The organism is Bacillus sp. FSL M8-0063 (assembly GCF_038005545.1).
Classification (GTDB): Bacteria; Bacillota; Bacilli; order Bacillales; family Bacillaceae_G; genus Bacillus_A; species Bacillus_A wiedmannii.
This window is the reverse complement of sequence record NZ_JBBOTJ010000001.1, coordinates 50,618-72,751: the sequence shown is the minus strand read 5'-3', so window position 1 is coordinate 72,751 and position 22,134 is coordinate 50,618. Positions and strand designations below refer to the sequence as shown.

Annotated in this window: 20 protein-coding genes; 9 read left to right on the top strand and 11 right to left on the bottom strand. The window is 36.5% G+C overall.

The features are described 5' to 3' along the window. Window positions 1-155: 155 nt before the first annotated feature. Window positions 156-395, bottom strand: a complete 240-nt coding sequence (locus MKX31_RS00335) for a helix-turn-helix domain-containing protein (RefSeq protein WP_002006755.1) — start codon at window positions 393-395, stop codon at window positions 156-158. 179 nt (window positions 396-574) lie between these two features. On the opposite strand from MKX31_RS00335, the gene MKX31_RS00330 reads away from it, so the two are divergent. After that, window positions 575-943, top strand: coding sequence for a hypothetical protein (locus MKX31_RS00330; protein ID WP_048541984.1), 369 nt, complete (start codon window positions 575-577; stop codon window positions 941-943). A 195-nt stretch (window positions 944-1,138) separates the two neighbouring features. Here the strand turns inward: MKX31_RS00330 and MKX31_RS00325 are convergent, their stop codons facing one another. Beyond that, entirely contained in the window at window positions 1,139-2,188 is a 1,050-nt protein-coding gene (locus MKX31_RS00325) for an NAD(P)/FAD-dependent oxidoreductase (protein ID WP_001070939.1), read from the bottom strand. 331 nt (window positions 2,189-2,519) lie between these two features. Here MKX31_RS00325 and MKX31_RS00320 point away from each other — a divergent pair, with 331 nt between their 5' ends. Genes MKX31_RS00320 through MKX31_RS00310 form a run of 3 tightly spaced genes read left to right on the top strand, consistent with a single transcriptional unit; the run spans window position 2,520 to window position 5,530 of the window. Continuing rightward, window positions 2,520-3,437, top strand: a complete 918-nt coding sequence (locus MKX31_RS00320; RefSeq protein ID WP_000732569.1) for an iron-hydroxamate ABC transporter substrate-binding protein — start codon at window positions 2,520-2,522, stop codon at window positions 3,435-3,437. Window positions 3,438-3,485: 48 nt separating this feature from the next. Next, a complete protein-coding gene (locus tag MKX31_RS00315) occupies window positions 3,486-4,526 on the top strand; it encodes a FecCD family ABC transporter permease (RefSeq protein ID WP_142289310.1) in 1,041 nt (346 codons plus the stop codon). After that, window positions 4,523-5,530 carry a FecCD family ABC transporter permease gene (locus MKX31_RS00310; protein WP_000983741.1) on the top strand — a complete coding sequence of 336 codons (1,008 nt, stop codon included), beginning with the start codon at window positions 4,523-4,525 and terminating at the stop codon, window positions 5,528-5,530. The genes MKX31_RS00315 and MKX31_RS00310 overlap by 4 nt, the downstream gene beginning before the upstream one ends. A 45-nt stretch (window positions 5,531-5,575) precedes the next feature. Here the strand turns inward: MKX31_RS00310 and MKX31_RS00305 are convergent, their stop codons facing one another. Genes MKX31_RS00305 through mtnK form a run of 3 tightly spaced genes read right to left on the bottom strand, consistent with a single transcriptional unit; the run spans window position 5,576 to window position 8,557 of the window. Further along, a complete protein-coding gene (locus MKX31_RS00305) occupies window positions 5,576-6,217 on the bottom strand; it encodes an L-fuculose-phosphate aldolase (protein ID WP_000926561.1) in 642 nt (213 codons plus the stop codon). Window positions 6,218-6,271: 54 nt separating this feature from the next. After that, window positions 6,272-7,315: an S-methyl-5-thioribose-1-phosphate isomerase gene (mtnA, locus tag MKX31_RS00300; protein ID WP_098102449.1), complete on the bottom strand. Its 1,044-nt coding sequence runs from the start codon at window positions 7,313-7,315 to the stop codon at window positions 6,272-6,274. A gap of 12 nt (window positions 7,316-7,327) precedes the next feature. Then, window positions 7,328-8,557 carry an S-methyl-5-thioribose kinase gene (gene mtnK / locus MKX31_RS00295; RefSeq protein WP_088046912.1) on the bottom strand — a complete coding sequence of 410 codons (1,230 nt, stop codon included), beginning with the start codon at window positions 8,555-8,557 and terminating at the stop codon, window positions 7,328-7,330. 590 nt (window positions 8,558-9,147) lie between these two features. On the opposite strand from mtnK, the gene ahpC reads away from it, so the two are divergent. Both ahpC and ahpF read left to right on the top strand, forming a co-directional pair. Continuing rightward, complete coding sequence (gene ahpC, locus MKX31_RS00290; RefSeq protein WP_000924417.1) at window positions 9,148-9,711, top strand: alkyl hydroperoxide reductase subunit C; 564 nt, start codon at window positions 9,148-9,150, stop codon at window positions 9,709-9,711. Between the two features lie 14 nt (window positions 9,712-9,725). Then, a complete protein-coding gene (gene ahpF, locus MKX31_RS00285) occupies window positions 9,726-11,252 on the top strand; it encodes an alkyl hydroperoxide reductase subunit F (RefSeq protein WP_000599491.1) in 1,527 nt (508 codons plus the stop codon). A gap of 48 nt (window positions 11,253-11,300) precedes the next feature. On the opposite strand, the gene MKX31_RS00280 is transcribed toward ahpF, so the two are convergent. Together MKX31_RS00280 and MKX31_RS00275 are read right to left on the bottom strand one after the other, a co-directional pair. Next, window positions 11,301-11,909: an SAM-dependent methyltransferase gene (locus MKX31_RS00280; protein ID WP_088046911.1), complete on the bottom strand. Its 609-nt coding sequence runs from the start codon at window positions 11,907-11,909 to the stop codon at window positions 11,301-11,303. A 193-nt stretch (window positions 11,910-12,102) separates the two neighbouring features. Beyond that, complete coding sequence (locus MKX31_RS00275; RefSeq protein WP_064477196.1) at window positions 12,103-13,218, bottom strand: M20 peptidase aminoacylase family protein; 1,116 nt, start codon at window positions 13,216-13,218, stop codon at window positions 12,103-12,105. Between the two features lie 266 nt (window positions 13,219-13,484). Here MKX31_RS00275 and nhaC point away from each other — a divergent pair, with 266 nt between their 5' ends. Further along, window positions 13,485-14,906, top strand: coding sequence for a Na+/H+ antiporter NhaC (nhaC, locus tag MKX31_RS00270; protein WP_064477195.1), 1,422 nt, complete (start codon window positions 13,485-13,487; stop codon window positions 14,904-14,906). On the opposite strand, the gene MKX31_RS00265 is transcribed toward nhaC, so the two are convergent. Next, a complete protein-coding gene (locus MKX31_RS00265; RefSeq protein WP_064477194.1) occupies window positions 14,895-16,166 on the bottom strand; it encodes a hypothetical protein in 1,272 nt (423 codons plus the stop codon). The two genes, nhaC and MKX31_RS00265, sit on opposite strands and share 12 nt — an antisense overlap. Before the next feature lie 92 nt (window positions 16,167-16,258). Between MKX31_RS00265 and MKX31_RS00260 the strand changes: the two genes are divergently transcribed. Both MKX31_RS00260 and MKX31_RS00255 read left to right on the top strand, forming a co-directional pair. Beyond that, window positions 16,259-17,368 (top strand): mandelate racemase/muconate lactonizing enzyme family protein, encoded by a 1,110-nt coding sequence (locus MKX31_RS00260; RefSeq protein ID WP_064477193.1) that lies wholly within the window; start codon window positions 16,259-16,261, stop codon window positions 17,366-17,368. 14 nt (window positions 17,369-17,382) lie between these two features. Then, window positions 17,383-18,078, top strand: a complete 696-nt coding sequence (locus tag MKX31_RS00255; protein WP_088046910.1) for an N-acetyltransferase — start codon at window positions 17,383-17,385, stop codon at window positions 18,076-18,078. A gap of 202 nt (window positions 18,079-18,280) precedes the next feature. On the opposite strand, the gene MKX31_RS00250 is transcribed toward MKX31_RS00255, so the two are convergent. The 3 genes from MKX31_RS00250 to MKX31_RS00240 form a co-directional block, all read right to left on the bottom strand. Continuing rightward, on the bottom strand, window positions 18,281-18,988 hold the full coding sequence (locus tag MKX31_RS00250; RefSeq protein WP_048560153.1) for a M48 family metallopeptidase: 708 nt from the start codon (window positions 18,986-18,988) through the stop codon (window positions 18,281-18,283). 94 nt (window positions 18,989-19,082) lie between these two features. Continuing rightward, window positions 19,083-19,601: a YehS family protein gene (locus tag MKX31_RS00245; protein WP_064477190.1), complete on the bottom strand. Its 519-nt coding sequence runs from the start codon at window positions 19,599-19,601 to the stop codon at window positions 19,083-19,085. Between the two features lie 496 nt (window positions 19,602-20,097). After that, window positions 20,098-22,113 carry a GAF domain-containing sensor histidine kinase gene (locus tag MKX31_RS00240; RefSeq protein ID WP_340979675.1) on the bottom strand — a complete coding sequence of 672 codons (2,016 nt, stop codon included), beginning with the start codon at window positions 22,111-22,113 and terminating at the stop codon, window positions 20,098-20,100. Window positions 22,114-22,134 lie beyond the last annotated feature (21 nt).

The window sequence follows — 22,134 nt, the reverse complement described above, 5'->3', positions numbered from 1 at the left end:
TCCTAGCTGTAAAAAAATATGCTTTTAACATGGTAGACTACTACCTATCAAATTCCAAAAAATCCTGGGGACTCCTTAAAATTTTGATATCTTGAAACTAAAAATCCCGTATGAAGATACATTTCTGCATATCTTCATACGGGATCTCCCATAGTTTAATCTTCGTCTTTAACATCCATATCTTCTGGAATTGGTTCGTTCAATATATCTTCCACTAATTGCTTATATTTCTCCATTTGTTCTAAATGTGTATTGAATTGTTCTTTATTTAATAAATATTGCTCTCCATCAAATAATGCACGAATTTTCTTTTGCTGAATTAGCTCTTCAATATACGACTTTGGTAAATTCAAATACTCCGCAGCTTCTTCTACTGTTATATACAACGCGTTCATTCCTTTATTATTTTTTCATATATACTGTATCTTACTTTATTTTTGTAAACAAATAAAAAAGATTTTGTAAATGCAATTTAAAAAGAAGGTGGATGCATTCCATATATTGTATAATAATATAGTAAGGATTTTTTAAATATAGAATGGTATTACCCATTTACACAAAGGAGAGTTAACATATGGCTACTCGTCACATCATTACAATGTTAGAAAAAACATTACAGGTTGAAACAGAAAACACAATTTCTCATTTAACTACATCTTTATCTGATCGTATTCTTTCTCAAAGCTCAGTAATACATGAAAACAATTGTTACCATACAATTGGGGAATGGTACAAAAATCATTTTTTATTCCAACAAGATGATTTCCTTTGGGCTAAATACGCTTTCTATGACGCATATTGTGAAGCTATAAAGGGACAAGGACATCTTACAAAACGCGTCCGTCAAATATTAGAATCATTAGCTCGAATGCATGGAAAACAGTATATTGCGTCTATATTAAATATGCCATTTCCTAACGAACGAGCTAAAGGGACAGCATAATGTAATATTGTTCTGCGTCAGCAAAACATAGATTCATTGTTTTCTAGGAAGATTTACAAATAAAACGTTCATATCACATGAACTGATGAAATCGGTGTCATTATAATGATTGAAAATATAGTAAACAGGAAAACCCCCATTTACCTCTCTTATCACTCGAATAGAGAAGTAAATGGGGGTATACTTGTTTTTTTATTATTTCATCATCTGCTTGATCAATTCACGATTTCTCTTCTTAAATACTTCATTATGCGAAGAAACCATTCCGTACTCACTTGCATCTGGTTGAATAAATTGTTTCGCTTTATTTACAGCATTTCCAGCATCTTGGAATGCTCCCGCGATTAAGTGTAATTTCCCTTCGTGCTTTAAAATATCTCCCGCAGCATATAATCCATCTACAGAGGACTCACTATTCGCATTACCTGCAATATAATAATTATCTATAATTGCAACGTCTAACTCACTATTTTCTAATAACGTAATGTCACGTTCATATCCATGGTTAATAATCACTTCATCAATAGGTAAATGTGAAATTTCACTTGTTTCATGATTCGTTAATTCTACATATTCGATCGCTTCATGATTATCACCAGCAATGAGTTTTGTAATCGATGTATTAAAGAAACACTCCGCCGAGCTGTTCAGCAGTTGTTTTACTTGTGCTTCATGACCAGATAATTCTTCTTTTCTATATGTTACATACACTTTTTTCGCAATTGGTTCTAATTCATTTGCCCAATCAACAGCAGAATTTCCTCCGCCGGAAATAATGACCGTCTTACCTTTGAAACGCTTTAAAGATTTCACTGTATAATTTAAATTAGATACTTCAAATCGCTCAGCACCTTCAATTGATAACTTTTGAGGTTTCAATATACCACTTCCAGTTGCGACGATAACTGTTTTTGAAAAATGTTCTTCTCCAGTGCTCGCTTTTAACGTAAAAGTGCCATCTTCGTTACGAATAATCGATTCTACTTTTGTATTTAATACCACTTCGGGCTTAAATGTTAGCCCTTGCTGTACAAGTTGTTCAATTAGTTTATCACCTGTAACTGGCAGCAGCCCTCCTACATCCCATATCATCTTCTCTGGATAAACATGTATTTTTCCACCTAACTGTGGTTGAAATTCTATTATTTTCGTTTTCATCTCTCTGAGTCCACTATAAAAAGCTGAATAAAGCCCTGCAGGTCCTCCGCCTATCACAGTTACATCAAACAATTCTTCTTGATTCATTCGTGTCACTCCTCAGCTACTAGTCGTTGATTATCATTCTCAATAAAATATAACCTGTTTCCGCAAAATTTACAATCAAAATTACTATTGACAATACACCTATATAAAATTATATTATTTAAAGAATCAATAGTGATAATCATTATCAATTTGTTAATAATTAGCAAATTTGAGATTACATCTTCTTTTATTAATATGGTTAATACTATATTGTAGTATCTCATATTCAAGATTTTTAATAAGCATTTTGCATTACCACTACTCTTTCAAAAAGATTGCAGTTAAACAAATTATTATATACACATATCATCTATGTTAAAGGAGAAAGACAATGAAAAAGTTATTTATTTCACTAACAGTTCTTTTCGTTCTTGTTATGAGCGCTTGTAGTAATGGCTCTACAGACAAAAAGAACGATGCAAAAGGTAGTAAATCAGAAACAATTACATACCAATCTGAAAATGGTAAAGTAGAAGTTCCTGCAAATCCAAAACGCGTTGTTGTTTTATCATCATTCGCTGGTAACGTAATGTCATTAGATGTAAATCTTGTTGGGGTAGATTCATGGTCTAAACAAAACCCACGCTTTGATAGCAAACTTAAAGATGTTGCTGAAGTATCAGATGAAAACGTTGAAAAAATCGCTGAACTAAATCCAGATTTAATCATTGGTTTATCAAATATTAAAAATGTTGATAAGTTAAAGAAGATCGCTCCTACTGTAACGTACACTTACGGAAAAGTTGATTACTTAACACAGCATTTAGAAATCGGTAAGTTATTAAACAAAGAAAAAGAAGCAAAAACTTGGGTTGATGACTTCAAGAAACGTGCACAAGACGCTGGTAAAGAAATTAAAGCAAAAATTGGTGAAGATGCAACAGTTTCTGTTGTAGAAAACTTCAACAAACAGCTTTATGTATACGGCGAAAACTGGGGCCGTGGAACAGAAATTCTGTACCAAGAAATGAAATTAAAAATGCCTGAAAAAGTAAAAGAAAAAGCATTAAAAGAAGGTTACTACGCATTATCTACTGAAGTATTACCTGAATTTGCTGGTGATTACTTAATCGTAAGTAAAAACAAAGATACTGATAACTCATTCCAAGAGACAGAATCATATAAAAACATCCCAGCAGTAAAAAATAATCGCGTATACGAAGCAAACATGATGGAATTCTATTTCAATGATCCACTTACATTAGACTTCCAACTAGACTTCTTCAAGAAGAGCTTTCTTGGTAAATAATACAAACATGAGGAATTCTTAAATTAAGAATTCCTCTTCCTTTATTCTATGAACAGAAAAGATGTGAAACGAATGACAAAAGATCACGACAATCCACGTTCTATAGCTTTTACATACAAACTCATTTTGAGCATAATTGCATTCTTTCTTATTTTTATGGTGGCAATGGTATTAGGTGCTGCAGATACTTCAATAAAAGACGTATGGTTAGCACTCACATCCTCCGCTAAAGGGGACAAAATATCTATTATTCGCGAAATACGTTTGCCACGTGAAGTTGCTGCTATTTTTGTAGGAGCGGGCCTTGCTGTTTCTGGAGCAATTATGCAAGGATTAACACGAAATCCACTTGCAGATCCTGGATTATTAGGGCTATCTGGTGGAGCAAATGCTGCACTTGCGTTAACGCTAGCCTTCAACCCTTCCATAAGCTATCTTTACTTAACATTTGCTTGCTTTATCGGTGCTGCAATTGGCGCGATTATGGTATTTGGAATTGGTATGGTGAAAAAAGGCGGGCTGTCCCCTCTTCGAATTGTATTAGCCGGTGCTGCCGTTTCAGCATTTCTACTCGCAATTTCAGAAGGAGTCGGTATTTACTTCAAAATTTCACAAGATGTATCACTTTGGACTGCCGGGGGCGTAATTGGAACTACTTGGAGCCAATTGAAAATTATTATTCCAGTCATTTCAATTAGTATCTTTATCGCTATCTTACTAGCAAAAATATTAACAGTTCTTAGTTTCAGTGAAGAAGTGGCTATTGGACTAGGTCAAAAAATTATTGTTATTAAAACCATTCTATTTATCATTATTATCTTACTTGCTGGTGCTTCTGTAGCGCTTGTCGGAAATATGGCATTTATCGGTTTAATGGTACCTCACATGGTACGCCCAATTGTCGGTCCAGATTACCGATTTGTTATACCGATGTCAGCAATTGCTGGAGCTTCCTTTATGCTACTTGCAGATACAATCGGACGTACTATTAACGCTCCATATGAAACACCAGTTGCCGCTATTGTCGCAATTGTAGGGCTGCCATTCTTCCTATTCGTTGTACGTAAAGGAGGAAAAACATTCTCATGATGCAATCTATTCTAAGAAAACAACGTCTTATTATACTCGCTTTACTAATACTGACCATCACCACCATTGTAGTTGGAATGGGACTTGGTTCAGCATCTTTATCTTATGATCGACTACTCCCAACATTAATGGGACAAGGGACTTTTAAAGAGGAGTTTGTTTTATACTCTTTAAGACTACCTAGAATTGTTATTACATTATTAGCTGGTATGGCTCTCGCTTTATCAGGGGCTATCTTCCAAGGAATTACTCGAAATGATTTAGCTGAACCTGGTATTCTCGGAATCAACTCTGGGGCCGGTGTTGCTGTTGCTATTTTCTTTTTATACTTTCCAATAGATGTAGGTTCATTTCTTTACTTACTACCAGTCGTTGGATTTATTGGAGCTTTTCTTACAGCTGTTCTAATCTACGTATTTTCATATAGCAAATCAACTGGGCTTCAGCCAATTCGACTAACATTAACTGGTATTGGTTTTTCATTTGCACTATCTGGAATGATGATTGTCCTTATTTCATCCGCTGATCGTATGAAAGTGGACTTTATCGCCAAGTGGATTGCCGGAAACATTTGGGGAGATGACTGGGTCTTCGTTTTAGCAATGCTCCCATGGTTAATCGTATTAATTCCGTTCGTTTTCTATAAAGCAAACCGATTAAACATTCTAGCATTAAACGAGCCAGTCGCAATCGGTGTTGGAATTGAAATTGAAAAAGAACGCAGATACTTATTAGTTGCAGCCGTTGCGCTTGCTGCTGCAGCTGTTTCCGTAACAGGAGGAATTAGTTTTATCGGACTAATGGCTCCTCATATCGCGAAATCTTTAGTAGGTCCAAGACATCAAATTTTCATGCCTATCGCCCTTTTAATCGGCGGATGGCTATTGCTATTAGCAGATACAATTGGCCGAAACATCGTTGAACCTAATGGCATCCCAGCAGGTATTGTCGTTGCTTTAATTGGTGCTCCTTACTTTATGTATTTGTTGCTTAAGAAGGCGTAAAGAAACCCCCTCAAGATTTTTTCTTGAGGGGGTTTTTATTTCATTCTACTGCTGCCCATACCCTTCAAACTTCTTAGCCAAATTCGCCATCTCATCTTCTGGCAATAGTTTCGGCTCTCCGACGCTTTTTGTTTGATAGTAAATTTGCGCACAAAACTCGATTTCTTCCGCAACAGTAAATGCCATTTTTATGTTATTTGCACCTGCAATTAAACCGTGGTTCTCAAGTAAAACGGCACGGCGATCTATCATTCCTTCAAAAGCAGCATCTGCTAATTGCTTCGTACCAAATGTTTCATACGGTGCACAGCGAACATTCGGGCCTGCAAAAGCAATTAAGTACGATACAGCAGGAAGCTCCCATCCTAATGATGCAATCGTCTTCGCATAAGGTGAATGTGTATGCACAAGCGCATTTATATCTTCACGATTTCTATAATAAATAAGATGCATATCTAACTCGCTTGATGGCTTTCTCTCTCCCTCTACCACTTCACCATCTAAGTTTAATATAACTACATCTTCAGGTTTTGTTTCATAATACTCTAAACCACTTGGGCTAATTGCAACAAGACCTTGCTCGCGATTGAAAATACTAATATTGCCGCCTGTCCCCTTTGTTAAACCGCTAGAAATCATTTTCTTTCCATACGCTACAATTTCTTCTCTTTCTTTTTGTAATAACATATACATCCCCCTAAGTATGAAGCTTATGATGACTGACTTTTTAAATCTATCTACTTATTGAAATAGCTTTTTTAAATTCTCCGTAAACGGTGCTTTTACAATCCCTTTTTCCGTAATAATCGCTGTTACATTTTCATGTGATGTGACATCAAATGCCGGATTATATACTTTACTTTCTTTCGGAGCAGAATATTGTCCGAAGCGATTAATCACTTCAGAAGCATCTCTTTCCTCAATTGGAATTTCTTTTCCTGTCGGTGTTTTTAAGTCGATTGTCGGTGTTGGTGCTGCTACATAAAACGGAATGTTGTAGTATTTCGCTAAAATAGATACGCCTAATGTCCCAATTTTATTTGCTACATCACCGTTTGCTGCCACACGGTCACACCCAACGATTACAGCGTCGATTTTTCCTTGTGACATGACCATAGCTGCCATATTATCCGTAATAACAGTAACATCAATCCCCGCTCGCTGTAGTTCTAGTGCTGTTAACGTTGAACCTTGTAATCTAGGACGTGTTTCATCCGAAAAGATTTTTAAGTCCCATCCTTTTTCTTTCGCTAAGTACATTGGAGCCGTCGCAGTACCATACTTAGTCGTCGCTAACGCACCAGCGTTACAATGTGTTAATACCCCCATTCCATCATGGAATAATGTTAATGCATGTTCTCCAATTTGACGGTTAATTTCTTCATCTTCTCTATGAATCTCTTTTGCCTCTTCTAGTAATCTATCTTTCAACTGGGCGATTGATAAGTGCGCGTTCTCTGTCGCTACCGCCTCCATTCTTTCAAGTGCCCAGAATAAGTTTACTGCTGTCGGCCTTGATGTTGCCAAATATGCACATACTTTTTTGACTTCCTCTATAAATTCTTCCACCGTACTTTGATTAACTTCCTTAGCTCCTAAATACACACCATAAGCTGCTGAAACACCAATCGCTGGTGCTCCTCTTACTTTCATTACTTGAATGGCATCCCACACACTTTCAGCTGTCTTGAAAGATTCATAGACAACTTCATTCGGTAATAATGTTTGATCTAATAAAACTAAAGCATCTTCTTTCCACTGAATTGGTATTAATTGCTCTTCCATCATCTTCTCCCCTTACTTCGCGTAGTGCATTGACTGTTCTTTTAACGTTTCTACAAAGCTTGTGCCTGTTTTATATTGATTCGCTCGTAAAATAAACTTCTTCGCTACTTGAAGACAAATGCGTTCCGCTCTAGCACGTGCTTCCTCATTCTCAATACAAGTAATATCTTTCACTTTCGCTAGCCCAACAATACGACGAATTAACTCAAGGCCCGTCACTGCAGCCGTATCTTCTAATACAGATTGTAAATATACTTCGTTAAAGCCTTCTTCCTTCGCCATAATCTCGGTCACATGGATATTCCAAGCATCTAAAAACTTCTTCTTAAATAAATCAATTACCTCTACCATTGTCGATTGTAGCCAACCCATATACGTATCTTTCTCAGCTCCAAGCGCCATGGTCGCATCTGCATTCACCCAAGCAAACATTAAATTTGCCATTACATTCCCAACGTCATATCCCATCGGTCCATAAAAGGCAAACTCAGGATCAATAATCTTCGTGGAATCATTTTTCACAAAAACAGAACCAGTATGCAGATCACCATGAATAAGCGCCTGTGCATTCGTCATAAAAGAAAACTTAAGTTTTGCTACTTCCATACGAAGCTCTTTATCACTATAAATATGCTCTCTAATCCATCCTTCATTTAACGGAAATAACTCGTTACGCTTATTATGATTTGTAAATGGCTCAGCGTAGACGAGTTCTTCTGTAATTTCACATAACTCAGGATTTATATAATTTTTCACAAGTTCCTTCTTTTCTTTATGATTCATTACAACATCTGATGTTAATAAGAGTGTGTTTACCAAAAAGGTCGTTACATCATCCGCAAGCTTTGGAAACATTTGATGATTTATAAGTGCTGTACGTAATATTGTATGGTCCGATAAATCTTCCATTACGCAACAATTCATAACACTATCAAACAAATACACCGTTGGAACAAGCCCAGGTGCTAACTCCTCCTCTAACTGCAATACATCCGATTCTATACGAATACGATTCGTCGACAACTTAAACTCATCTGAAATACGCGCTGTATGCCCAGCTTGCTTTACAATGACAGAAATATTCTTCTGTTCACCCCAAACGCGGAACACATAATTTAAATTCCCATCACCAATTTCTTTACACTGTAACCCCTTTGCACTCTCAAACTTACATAATTTCTCTTTCACATATGCAATCACATCGTTAGCTTCCATTAAAAAATACTTCGTGAACTTAGACATGGTTTCCCCTCCACACTAATTGTAAGCGTTTTCTAAAAGCCGTAAAAAATAATAGACTGAAATCTTTTCGATCTATACTATATCTTTATTGTTGCAATACATATCTCGTTTTTATTATATCTTGTTAGAAATGAGCGTCAATATTTCTATTTCTCATTGCAATCTACTTCTTATTATATGCATTTAAGATGACAATAATTGTTCACAAAGATTCCGATACATTTTATTTTATTTATCGCACAATTCTTTGTAAAATAGAAATAAGCAGTTCCTTTTCAAATCTACAACTTCTAAGAAATATCTCCTTCCTAAGAATTTATACTTACACCATATCTCTAACATACACACTACTCTTTCAAACACTCATTGAAAATTTATGACATGAAAATTACCTTTTAATTCCCTAACAACCTTAATTGAGAATAAATATTAATTAAATTGGTATAAAGTTGGTTTATTCTCTTGACAAAATAACCACTTCTATATGATAATTAATATCGAATTAGAATTATTATAGTTAATTAAAAAATATATTTTATGAGCACACTATTTTTTGATGCTCAAAACCAACATTTAGGAGGAATTTTAATATGTTATTAATCGGCACAGAAGTAAAACCGTTTAAAGCTAATGCTTACCATAATGGAGAATTTATCCAAGTTACTGACGAAAGTTTAAAAGGAAAATGGAGTGTAGTTTGTTTCTACCCAGCTGACTTCACATTCGTTTGCCCAACTGAACTTGAAGACTTACAAAACCAATACGCAGCTCTTAAAGACTTAGGCGTTGAAGTATACTCTGTATCTACAGACACTCACTTCACTCACAAAGCATGGCATGATAGCTCAGAAACTATCGGCAAAATCGAATACATTATGATTGGTGACCCAACTCGCACAATCACTACAAACTTCAACGTTTTAATGGAAGAAGAAGGTCTTGCTGCTCGTGGTACATTCATCATCGATCCAGACGGCGTTATCCAATCTATGGAAATCAATGCTGACGGTATCGGCCGTGACGCAAGCATTCTTGTTAACAAAATTAAAGCAGCTCAATACGTACGTAACAACCCAGGTGAAGTTTGCCCAGCTAAATGGCAAGAGGGTTCTGCAACACTTAAACCAAGCCTTGACCTTGTAGGCAAAATCTAAGGAGTTCGATCAAAATGATACTAGATGCAGATATAAAAACACAACTATCCCAATACCTTCAGTTAATGGAGAACGATATTTTACTTAAAGTAAGCGCTGGAGACGACGACGTATCTAAAGATATGTTAGCTCTAGTAGACGAATTAGCTACTATGTCATCTAAGATTACAGTAGAAAAAGTTGAATTAGAGAGAACACCAAGCTTTAGCGTAAATCGCCCTGGTGAAGACACTGGTGTCGTATTCGCTGGTATTCCATTAGGACACGAATTTACTTCATTAGTGTTAGCTTTACTACAAGTAAGTGGACGCGCTCCAAAAGTTGAACAAAAATTAATCGATCAAATCAAAAACATTCAAGGCGAATATCATTTTGAATCTTATATCAGCCTAAGTTGTCATAACTGTCCTGATGTTGTACAAGCTCTTAACGTAATGAGCGTTCTAAACTCTGGTATTACACATACTATGATTGATGGCGCTGCATTCAAAGAGGAAGTAGAAAGCAAAGACATCATGGCAGTACCAACAGTTTTCCTAAACGGCGAATCTTTCGGAAGCGGTCGTATGACACTTGAAGAAATTTTAGCTAAAATGGGTAACGGTCCAGATGCATCAGAGCTTTCTGATAAAGATCCATACGATGTTCTTGTTGTTGGTGGCGGCCCTGCTGGTGCAAGTGCAGCGATTTATGCAGCACGTAAAGGCATCCGTACTGGTATCGTTGCTGAGCGCTTCGGTGGTCAAGTAATGGATACTATGGGTATTGAGAACTTCATCAGCGTAAAACGCACTGAAGGTCCTAAGCTAGTAGCAAGTCTTGAAGAGCACGTAAAAGAATACGACATCGATGTAATGAATCTACAACGTGCAAAACGTTTAGAGAAAAAAGAACTTATTGAAGTGGAACTTGAAAACGGCGCTATTCTGAAAAGTAAGAGCGTAATCGTTTCAACAGGTGCTCGCTGGCGTAACGTTGGCGTACCAGGTGAAGCTGAGTTCAAAAATAAAGGTGTAGCATACTGCCCACACTGTGACGGTCCATTATTCATCGGAAAAGACGTAGCTGTTATCGGCGGAGGTAACTCTGGTATTGAAGCAGCTATCGACTTAGCAGGTATTGTTAAGCACGTTACTGTTCTTGAATTCATGCCAGAATTAAAAGCTGATGCTGTATTACAAGAGCGTCTTAACAGCTTACCAAACGTAACTGTTTTGAAAAACGTTCAAACGAAAGAAATCACTGGTACTGATAAAGTAAACGGTATTTCTTACATCGATCGTGAAACTGAAGAAGTTCATCACGTTGAATTACAAGGTGTATTCGTACAAATCGGTCTTGTGCCAAACACAGACTGGTTAGGCGAAACAGTTGAACGCGCTCGCGGTGAAATCGTAACAGACAAGCACGGCGCTACAAACGTACCAGGAGTGTTTGCAGCAGGTGACTGTACAAATAATCCGTACAAACAAATCATCATCTCTATGGGTTCAGGTGCAAACGCAGCTTTAGGTGCATTTGATTACTTAATCCGTAACTAAGTATATAGACGTGAGTAAAGAAAAGCAGGTGCCAAGGCACCTGCTTTTTTATATTCTTAATGTATAAACTAAAAATCTCTCATTCCCATTCTTCTCATAAGCACCCGACAACCTTACTTCCCTCTTCAGCTCAAACGCAGTCTGGTTCTCTAAGAAGAAAATATAATCTTCAGAAGGATAGTATAAAATAATATCCACTTCTCTCTCCGCTTCTTCTACCGAAAGTAAAATGTTATTTACTACGTTCATAAATACTTGTACAGAAAATGGATTAAAGAAATAAAACCGGTTATCACGTGAATCAATCTCATATTCTTGCGCTAAACAGCATTCAAACCCAATTTTATCTTTACTGTTTCTTACCTTTCGTGCATAGCGCTCTAGATTATCCATTGCTTCTTTATAAAACTCTTCATTCATTTCAATTCCAACCGCTGAAGCACCACACTTATGGTGCATGTAAAAGTTTAATCGTCCTTTTCCGCACCCAAAATCTACAATTCGGTCGCTACTTCTTATTTCATATTGATTCAATAACTCATCTAATCCGCTATATGGCGTCGGTTCATAACGGTGATAATGCATAGATTTATTAAAGCCCTTTTGCTCACCGACAGTTTTTATATGTAATACAGCATCGTAATATTGTTCGTTCATTCGTCTTCTCCTATTAGAAAATGGTACTTATTATTATACACCATGTACTGGAGACTCATTTTGCATCAAGTTTACTGGTACGTAAAATTATATAAATGATTTTCTGAATATATCTATCGTAACTTAGAATATATCAACGATTTTTTCAATATATCGACTTAACGACAAATTACTACAAAAAAACAGGAGCTCTCTAGCCCCTGTCCTCTAATACTTTCCATACAGTTTGTTTCAATATTTCTACTCCATCCATAATACAACTATGATCGAACTTCATATATGGATGGTGTAATCCAGGTTGTAGGTTGGCCCCTAGCCCAAGCATGACAGCTTTTAAATGTGGTCTCTTCACTGTGTAGTAATGGAAATCATCGCTTCCTGTCGTATACAGTGGTCCAGTGCATCCCTCTTCCCCGTACACTTCAAGAATGCCTTTTCGCATAAAGCGCTCAGCTTCTTCTGACACTTCAGCTCCTGGTGCAAGGTCGATCCATTTGTATGAGGTTTTCGATCCCATAGATGCGGCCGATTCTATTACATGCTCTATTTTTTTCTTCAATTCTTCTAATAATGTATTACTCTCTGCCCTAACATCTAAGCTAAAATGCCCGTTACCCGGAATAATATTCAAATTATCCCCGCCAGCCTGGCACCTTGTCATCTTCACTGAATATGAACTTTGCGGTGGTAGCCATATATTTTTCAAACCGATATTGATCATAGAAATGACATCAATTGCATTTATCCCTTGATGTGGGCGTGCCCCATGTGCATCATCTCCATGAATCGTTCCTTCTAAAAATCCTGCTGCTCCGTGACGAATAGATGGGGCAGCTTGTTTCAAAGGTAGTTCTTCAATCGGTCTTAGATGAACACCAAATAAGAAATCAGCATCATCCACAGCACCCTTATCTACCATCTTTAGAGAACCATTTCCTTTTTCCTCTGCCGGCTGAAAAATAAATCTAACAGTACCGCTATCCCATCTCGTATTCTTCAATTGTAAAATAAGCCCCATCACAATTGTCATATGAGCATCGTGACCACATGAATGATTCGCTTTAAACTCTCCGTCCACTTCTTGCCAAAGTGCATCCATATCGGCACGAATTGCAATAACTGGATTTCCGCTTCCAATTTCAGCAATCACGCCTGGGCAATCATCAAATATTTTATATGAAATTCCTTCTTCTTTTAAAAAGTTAGTAATATACGCTGTCGTTTCATACTCTTTCCAACTCACTTCAGGGTTTTCATGTAAATGCTGAAAAATTTCAGTTAACCGCTCTTGTAGTTCTAATGTTTTCAAAGCTACATTCTCCTTCCCAAATTCCAAAACCATTCAGGTTAATTATACTTATGAAAAACAGATGTTTTTATGAACATATTGAATTTTAAGAAAAAAGTCAATTGTTTATTTTTAAATACGATCGACAACTCACTTCATAACGATAGAACATTCCTTATTTTCTGTTTTTTATTGACGCTCATATCAATTTTTAGTTATTATAATTTAATAACGTCTATTTTGCGACAATTCTAAAAATACAAACATACATAATGAGGAGGCAGTTTATGAAAAAAGAAATACCTTTTGGCGTAGCAATAATCCCTATTATCATTACAGTTGCAGTTATGATGGTTACAATTGTTGTATTAAAACAAAGCCCTCACGTCCCACTTATTATCGGTACAACCGTTGCTTCTATCGTCGCTTGGCGTTACGGTTACAAATGGCACGATATCGAAGAAGCAATGTATAAAGGAATTCGCCTCGCATTACCCGCTATCGTTATCATTATTCTAGTAGGTTTAACGATCGGTGCTTGGATTGGCGGCGGAATCGTCGCAACAATGATCTATTACGGTTTAAATCTTTTAACTCCATCACTATTTTTAGTTTCAATTACAATTATTTGTTCTATTGTTGCATTAGCTATCGGTAGCTCTTGGTCTACAATGGGAACAATTGGTGTTGCAGGAATGGGGATTGGCCTAAGTATGGGAATCCCAGCTCCAATGGTTGCCGGTGCTATCATTTCCGGTTCTTATTTCGGCGATAAAATGTCACCGCTTTCAGACACAACAAACTTAGCCGCAGGATTAACAAATACAGATCTATTCACACATATTCGTCATATGTTATTTACTACAATTCCAGGTTTAATTATTACTCTTATCGTTTATGCTTTCTTAGGAAGAAGCTTCGGCGATAACAATATTGATGCAAAAGGTATCGATCAAACGTTACAAGTATTGCAACAAAACTTTGTTATCTCACCTTTCCTACTAATCATACCTGTAGTCGTTATGGTATTGGTCGCTAAAAAGGTTCCTGCTATACCAGCTATTCTCGTAGGTATTATTTTAGGATTTTTATCACAAGTCTTTATTCAAGGTGGTTCTGTCTCCGCATCTGTCGGTGCACTCCAAAATGGATTTGTCATAGACACTGGCAACAAGCTAGTAGACGAACTCTTTAACCGCGGTGGCTTAGATTCGATGATGAATACAGTTTCTATGACAATTGTCGCTATGACTTTTGGAGGAGTATTAGAACATACTGGTATTCTTCGCTCAATTGTAAATCAAATTTTAAAATTAGCGACATCAGCAAAAGGACTTATCGCTTCTACTATCGCGTCTTGCTTTGCAACCAACCTTACTTGCTCTGAACAATATATTTCAATTGTTGTTCCTTCAAGAATGTACGCAAATGCATACACAGAAAAAGGACTACATTCTAAAAATTTATCCAGAGCATTAGAAGATGGCGGAACATTAACTTCTGTTTTCGTACCTTGGAATACATGTGGTGTATTTATACTCGCAACACTTGGAGTTGGCGCATTCGAATATGCTCCTTATGCTATATTGAATTTCATCGTACCTATTATTTCAATCATTTACGGCATAACTGGTCTCACAATTACGAAACTATCAGACATTGAAAAAGCGGAACTACTAAAAAAACAAAAGGCACAACTAGAAGCTTAAAGATACCGGTAAATTCATTTCATATATTGCGCGAGGGCGCCCTTGTTGATAGGGCATTTCCTCGCCGCAAATATGAGCATACCCATAATCAACTAGTTTCTTTAATAACCTTTCTGTTGATCGCCGAGTCACTTGTAAGTATTCAGAAAGATCCGCTGCTGTAAACTTCAATGACGGATGTGATTGACTAAATTGAATAATTTTTGATAAGTTTGCTGGACTCAGTTTCGTTTCCTTCGCTATTTTCATGAGTTCCGGGTTTTCATTCTTCAAACTTTGTACTCTCTGTTCTTTCGGGAACGGACCAAATAGTTCTTTATCACTTGTTAGTATATAAAAACAGTGGTCTATTGGATTATTCTTCGCGAAACTTTGAGCGATTTTAGCATTTTGCTCTGCTTCCTTCACAGTTTTTCCGTAACCAAACCCAATAGCTATCGTTCCTTTTATACTAGCAAATAAATTATTTATCATATTTGTTTTTATAATCGATTCAATATCACCACGAGTCGTATACAAAATGAACGTCATTTCATCAACTTTTTTAAATGAACCACGCAGTTCTTTTGAAATGACATCTAATTGCTCAAGCAAACCTTCTCGTAATTCTAAAGAAGAAATCATACAAGCACCAACAGTAGCTGAATGGCTTTTCGCTAGCTCAGCTTTTATTTTCGCATCTTTTAACCCATTTATAATCGATTGCTTCAGATCTATCATACGCTCTGAAGGAATACCTATTTTTTGAAGTTCATCATAGACAGCATGAATACTAGTTAAAGCTAAATGAGCTTCCCCAGATCGATGTTTAGTTACATGAAAATCAATAACTCTCTTTATTTCATCTTTACTCCACAGCATATTTTCATAATCAAACACTTGCGGACTTTCTTTTATACCGATATCATGGAACACATTTGTAATGAATGAGCGGTCTACTAAATCAATTGAAATGTTATGTGGTTGAATACCTTGGTGATACATGACAGAAAGAATGGAAGATACGACCGTTGTCTCGTCTTGCTGTAAGTACGTACTTGGAATTCGTAATTGTTCTCTTATTTCTTTTGCCATATAATAAGGTAAAGCACCTGAGAAAAAGATGAAATCACAAGGCTTTAAACGCTTTAAAAGTTCAGAAGATTCCGCCGGATGAAGGTAAATATATGGATCAATCTCTATTTCTTCTAGTTTATGAGCGACAGGTAAAAGTGTCTCCATAAACTCTTTTGAACCGACAACTGCAATTTTTATCATCATTTCTCTAACTCCTTATCATTAATTAACGACTATTTAACGTCAACTATATCAAATGTACAAAACTATTGTAAACAGGAAGGGGTCTCTACCTAATGAAAATTACAGCTATTCATCTTTACGCAATTCGTTTACCACTTCGCGATCCGTTTGTTATTAGTTATGGTTCTTATTCTGATATGCCTTCCATTATCGTCAAAATGGAAACAGATGAAGGCATTATCGGATACGGTGAGGGCGTCGCTGATGATCACGTTACAGGCGAATCATGGGAAAGTACTTTCCATACTTTAAAACATACACTTGCTCCTGCGCTCATTGGGCAAAATCCAATGAATATCGAGAAAATACACGATATAATGGACAATACAATTTACGGTGTTCCTACTGCAAAAGCCGCAATAGATATTGCTTGTTTTGATATAATGGGCAAAAAACTAAATCAACCTGTATATCAATTAATTGGCGGGCGCTACCATGAAGAGTTTCCTGTCACTCACGTCTTAAGTATTGCCGAACCTGAAGACATGGCTGAAGAGGCTGCCTCTATGATTCAAAAAGGTTACCAATCTTTCAAAATGAAAGTCGGTACGAATGTAATAGAAGATGTAAAAAGAATTGAAGCGGTACGTGAACGTGTAGGAAATGATATCGCGATTCGTGTTGATGTAAACCAAGGATGGAAAAATAGCGCCAACACATTAACGGCACTTCGTTCATTAGGTCATTTAAACATCGACTGGATTGAACAGCCTGTTGTCGCAGACGATATTGACGCAATGGCTCACATTCGTTCTAAAACAGACCTTCCGCTTATGATTGATGAAGGATTAAAAGGTTCTCGTGAAATGCGCCAAATCATTAAATTAGATGCGGCTGATAAAGTAAATATAAAACTAATGAAATGCGGCGGCATATATCCCGCTGTAAAACTCGCTCATCAAGCAGAAATGGTCGGCATTGAATGCCAAGTTGGATCCATGGTCGAATCATCCGTTGCCTCTTCCGCAGGATTCCATGTCGCTTTCTCGAAAAAAATCATTACGAGCGTTGAACTTACAGGTCCATTAAAGTTCACGAAAGACATCGGAAACTTACATTACGACGTACCATTTATTCGCTTAAACGAAAAGCCAGGACTCGGCATTGAAATAAATGAAGATACATTACAAGAACTAACCGTCTTTCAAGACGTTGTACGCTAAAGGAGGACTAACGCATGACAGTTCTATACAAAGGAGCATTAAAACAAAATAACGAGTCATTTCACGTTACATTACTATCACTTGAGCATATCGAACACATCTTATCACTACAAAACGTTGTAGTTAAGGCGCTAGAAGATAAAAGTCGCTTACAACCACTCTCGCTAGAAGAGTTTCAATACATTCTAGAAGGAAACGGTATGATGATCGGTGCTTTTATCGAGAACAAACTCATCGCATTTCGTGCCCTACTCGTCCCTCCTATCGACGACGAACATTTAGGACTTGATATTGGCATAGCAGAAAGCGAACTACATCGCGTCATCTATCAAGAAATTTCAAATGTTCACCCGAACAGCCGAGGAAATGGGATGCAAAAAATATTAGCGACAGTCATCATGGACGAATTACAAAACAAAGATAGCAAATACGATTACGTTTGCTGCACCGTTGCTCCTTTTAACATTCCAAGTTTAAAAGATAAGTTTGCGCAAGGAATGGAGATTGCTGCATTGAAGGCGAAATATGGCGGGAGTATGCGGTATGTTTTTGTGAAGGAATTGCGTGGAGGCAAGGAAAGAAATTGGACGGATGTTAAGAGTGTTCCGATGAGTGACGCTGTTGGACAGCAGGCTTTACTTTCGAACGGTTATCGTGGGTATGGAATGGAGAAAGTAGACGGAGATTTTGTTGTGAAGTTTAGACGATGATTTATATACCTGAAAAAAAGGAGATGTCTGCTGTGACATCTCCTTTTACTTTCTCTTCATTGAAAAATGCATTGGTAAATGAAATTATATAAGCGTTTTTTTGAACATATCGATTGTAACTCCAAATATATCAGCGATTTTTGAAATATATCGACTTACCGACAAGTATTGATAATAATCGCAACCTATATAAAGTTCACCATTAAACCGTCATCTTCCAACTAGATAACGCTAACCAATTCTCCATTTCCTTATAATCGGGCATTATTTTCCCGACAAGACGCCAAAAAGATCGATCATGATTTAAATGAACCATATGGCACATTTCATGAACAACTACGTAATCAATTACTTGCTGTGGTGCCATCGCTAGCTTCCAATTGAATGTTAGTTGTAAATTTGAATCACAAGTTCCCCACGTACGACTACTATCTGTAATACGAATAGAACGCGGTTTTGTTTTGAAGTTACTTTGATGCACTTTAATACTCTTCTCTACTAATGACTTACACTGCTTATAGTAAAATCGTTTTAACGCTTGTTGTATTTTCTCATCCTTAAGCTCTTTCACATAAATATGTAGCTTATTCCCTTCAAATACTGCATTGTCTTGCGTAATACTTGCATCTTGAGAAATCTGTATCGGATACGTACTTCCTAAATACAGAAATCCCTCTCCTTGATCATAATCCTTTTCCTGTGGTCCAAGCGCTCGCTCTTGCATTTCCTTACGTGTTTTCTGAATCCAATCCCATTTCTCCTCTAGCAACTGGACTAAGTATTCAACAGGTGTTCCCTTTGGAGCCTGCACTTCCACATTTCCGTACGAATCTACAAAAAGACGCACCGACTTTTTCTTTTTATAAGTTATATGAAAATTAATTGTCTCACCTAAATATGTATGTACCATTTCATCACCTAGTGTATTATTTTACAAATAAAAAAGAATAGGACACAAAAGCCCTACTCTACCTATTATATCATTTACCAATTCATCGGACTCATTACCCTCTATACTTTACACCTAATCCCTTAATGAAATTCCTTGCATATCTATCGCCGCACTCTTTGTAATTTTTATGGCCTTTTTTTCTTAATAGTGCGCCTAGTTCTCCCTTTGTTACTATAACGCCTACGCTATCTAATATATCAAGTACATCCTCACTCGTTAAAGATAGTGCGATTTTCATTTTCTTTAGCAGAAGGTTATTCGCACTCTCTTTGCTTTGTACAGGTGCCGGTTGTCCTGGTTTCGGATCTTGCTTCCCTCTTTTTAAAGTAATAAATCCATTTAAAAATGCCTCTAACATCATCATGTCGCATGTTAATACGTACTCATCTTCTATTACATCATCATTTTCAGATTCATGCTGAGGTGCTCTCTTTATTTTTGTAAGCATATCAACTACGTCTTCTTTCGTTACTTCCATACCACCAAGTTTAAAGATTTCTACCATATCTATATCTCTTATATCTAAAGCGTACCTTACTCTCTTTAATATATCGTTGTTGCTCATTGCCATTGTTTTTCCTCCTGAAATGTTGATTATAGTAATGCTTTTAGCATGTATAAATTAATGTCGTCAAGTTACTACTTTAACATTTTAATGGGAGGTTTTGTAGTCTTAGGTGGATTAATGCTTATGGGGGTGATTTTATTTATTAAGAGATATTTCTAATAACGAATTTATTGTATTAGAAATTAAGAAAGGTCCTATCGATAGAAACGCCTTCAATCAAATACTGTAAAAAGTATTTTAGTTGGTAGTCGGATAACTCCTTCCTTTAAGGATGATAGTAATAAAGCAAAAAAAGATGGGGATTTACTATTAATTAACACACTAAAAAATGGACTAACCTGATATAGGTTAGTCCATTTCTTTTTATGCAACTCTAATTTAGTAGGCAACTCAAACGTAAATGTTACGCAAAATCCAGGTGAAATAGATTGATTATGTTTACTTAGGTTTTACTTTTTATTTGTGGTACGGTTCACCGTAACTAATCTAAATGAGGTTATTATTCATTATTTTCATGATTAAATTTAACAAAAAAGGTCGTGCCTTCCGATCCTGTTTGAATTTCTATTTTTGCATTATGACGGGCAGCAATGGCATAACATATGCCTAGCCCCAATCCAGTTCCATTATCTTTTGTCGTGTAAAATGGAGTACCCAGTTTCTCTAATACTTCAGGCCTGATACCTTTTCCTTGATCCCTCACTGCAAGCACCACACAATTTCGACCTTCTTTGTAGGTGCTAATGGTTAGAACTTTCTCTGTGCCCATCGCTTCTAAGCCATTACGATATAGGTTTATTAATAATTGCCGTATCTCATTACGATTTAACAGTAATTCCGGAATGTCATTTGTATCGACTTGAATATCTTTATTTTGATTATACGTATCAATCTTTATTAAAGGAATAATATCGCGGATAATTGAATTTAAATCTAACATCTGCAAATCCGATTTCCTTGTATTACCCATTGAGAGAAATTCAGTAATAATAGAATTGGCACGGTCAAGTTCTTCAATCATTAAATTTAAGTGCTTATTATGTTTCTCATAGGTGGGCTCTTCTTTTAATAACTGCAAAAATCCTCGTACTGTTGTCATTGGATTTCTAATCTCATGGCTGATACCTGCTGCCATTTGCCCTATTAAATCTATGTTCGATAACCTTTTCAATTCCTGCTCATATTGCTTTTTTTCCGTTATGTTTTTAAAAATACAACAAATACCATCATCATACGGGTATGCAATAACTTCGTGCCAATATTCATCAGAGGTAGAAAAAAATTCAAAATACACTGTAGTTCGCTCTGACATTGCACGATGAAGTTCCTTATACATAACTTCGTCCACGCTACTCGGGAAAATCTCCCATATATTCTTACCTAATACATCTTTTGCTGTTTTTCTTTGTGGAAAATATTGATGCTTATTTACGTACGTAAATTCCCATGTATTATTCAAAGTAAAAAATCCATCCGTAATACTTTCAATAACACTTGTAACTTTTTCATTAGCAACAGCTAGTTCTCTCGTTCGCTCTTCCACCATGCTTTCAAGTCGATCCATATATAACAAGTTGGAAAACGTAGGCGCTGTGGCATCAACGATAGATTTTGCCAGTTGCATTTGGGAATTACCATAATTGTGAGCTTTTCCCTCTTTGCCAACGACGATTACCCCTAATACTTCTCCCATTGAAACCAATGGAATCATCAGTAGACCCTTACTATCTATATTTTTTGTTTGAATAACCTCTTGGATCTTAGCTTCATAGCTTTTCTCCATCCAATCCGCTTCTGTCCAATCACAGTTCTTGCTTAACTTCGTTGTTTTAATCGTTGTTTTGTCTAGGGGGGCTAAAAGGTGGGCTGCCATGTTTTTACTCTCTAAAATCTGTCCTAAGTAAAGAAAACATTTATCAAAACTCTCCTGTATCGAGGAACACATTGATAAATCACGGGTAACATTTAGTAACAGCTGCTTCTCGGCAATAAGGTTTTCCTTTTGTGTTAAATTATTTGCGTTTTGAATTGCGACCGCAGCCATATTTACATAAGCTTCAACACTTTGAATTTCTGAATTTGTTAAGTTCATTGGAATTCCATAATCAAATAAAAAAACCAGACCAAATAACTCTTGCCCAAATGAGATAGGTAGAGCTAATAAGGACTTAATTTTGAACGCAGCAACTGGTCTCGGATCCGGCCGATGATCCTTTGATGTATCAGGAATATAAATGGTTTTTTTAGTTTCAATAACTTCTTTTGCCAGTAAGTCTATTTCAGGATCAATTACCTGAGTATCGAGCGTTACGCCATTTATTGTCTCTGGTTTTCCTGCAACCCCTCTAAATGTTCCATCTTCCTGGGGTAAATAGATTCCAACAGCGTTGCACTTAACAATCTCCTCTGATATCGCCATTGTTACACGCTGCAATACTTCACGTAGTTCTAATTTTGTATTTATTATTTTTGTTATATTCGCGAGCCTAGAATATCTCGCCTGATCACTTAACATTCACATGGCCTCCAATTATAG

Excerpts from the sequence above, each read along its gene's own strand:
- MKX31_RS00335 (WP_002006755.1), bottom strand. The coding sequence starts at position 395 with ATGAACGCGTTGTATATAACAGTAGAAGAAGCTGCGGAGTATTTGAAT.
- MKX31_RS00330 (WP_048541984.1), top strand. The coding sequence starts at position 575 with ATGGCTACTCGTCACATCATTACAATGTTAGAAAAAACATTACAGGTT.
- MKX31_RS00325 (WP_001070939.1), bottom strand. The coding sequence starts at position 2,188 with ATGAATCAAGAAGAATTGTTTGATGTAACTGTGATAGGCGGAGGACCT.
- MKX31_RS00320 (WP_000732569.1), top strand. The coding sequence starts at position 2,520 with ATGAAAAAGTTATTTATTTCACTAACAGTTCTTTTCGTTCTTGTTATG.
- MKX31_RS00315 (WP_142289310.1), top strand. The coding sequence starts at position 3,486 with ATGAACAGAAAAGATGTGAAACGAATGACAAAAGATCACGACAATCCA.
- MKX31_RS00310 (WP_000983741.1), top strand. The coding sequence starts at position 4,523 with ATGATGCAATCTATTCTAAGAAAACAACGTCTTATTATACTCGCTTTA.
- MKX31_RS00305 (WP_000926561.1), bottom strand. The coding sequence starts at position 6,217 with ATGTTATTACAAAAAGAAAGAGAAGAAATTGTAGCGTATGGAAAGAAA.
- mtnA (WP_098102449.1), bottom strand. The coding sequence starts at position 7,315 with ATGGAAGAGCAATTAATACCAATTCAGTGGAAAGAAGATGCTTTAGTT.
- mtnK (WP_088046912.1), bottom strand. The coding sequence starts at position 8,557 with ATGTCTAAGTTCACGAAGTATTTTTTAATGGAAGCTAACGATGTGATT.
- ahpC (WP_000924417.1), top strand. The coding sequence starts at position 9,148 with ATGTTATTAATCGGCACAGAAGTAAAACCGTTTAAAGCTAATGCTTAC.
- ahpF (WP_000599491.1), top strand. The coding sequence starts at position 9,726 with ATGATACTAGATGCAGATATAAAAACACAACTATCCCAATACCTTCAG.
- MKX31_RS00280 (WP_088046911.1), bottom strand. The coding sequence starts at position 11,909 with ATGAACGAACAATATTACGATGCTGTATTACATATAAAAACTGTCGGT.
- nhaC (WP_064477195.1), top strand. The coding sequence starts at position 13,485 with ATGAAAAAAGAAATACCTTTTGGCGTAGCAATAATCCCTATTATCATT.
- MKX31_RS00265 (WP_064477194.1), bottom strand. The coding sequence starts at position 16,166 with ATGATGATAAAAATTGCAGTTGTCGGTTCAAAAGAGTTTATGGAGACA.
- MKX31_RS00260 (WP_064477193.1), top strand. The coding sequence starts at position 16,259 with ATGAAAATTACAGCTATTCATCTTTACGCAATTCGTTTACCACTTCGC.
- MKX31_RS00255 (WP_088046910.1), top strand. The coding sequence starts at position 17,383 with ATGACAGTTCTATACAAAGGAGCATTAAAACAAAATAACGAGTCATTT.
- MKX31_RS00250 (WP_048560153.1), bottom strand. The coding sequence starts at position 18,988 with ATGGTACATACATATTTAGGTGAGACAATTAATTTTCATATAACTTAT.
- MKX31_RS00245 (WP_064477190.1), bottom strand. The coding sequence starts at position 19,601 with ATGGCAATGAGCAACAACGATATATTAAAGAGAGTAAGGTACGCTTTA.
- MKX31_RS00240 (WP_340979675.1), bottom strand. The coding sequence starts at position 22,113 with ATGTTAAGTGATCAGGCGAGATATTCTAGGCTCGCGAATATAACAAAA.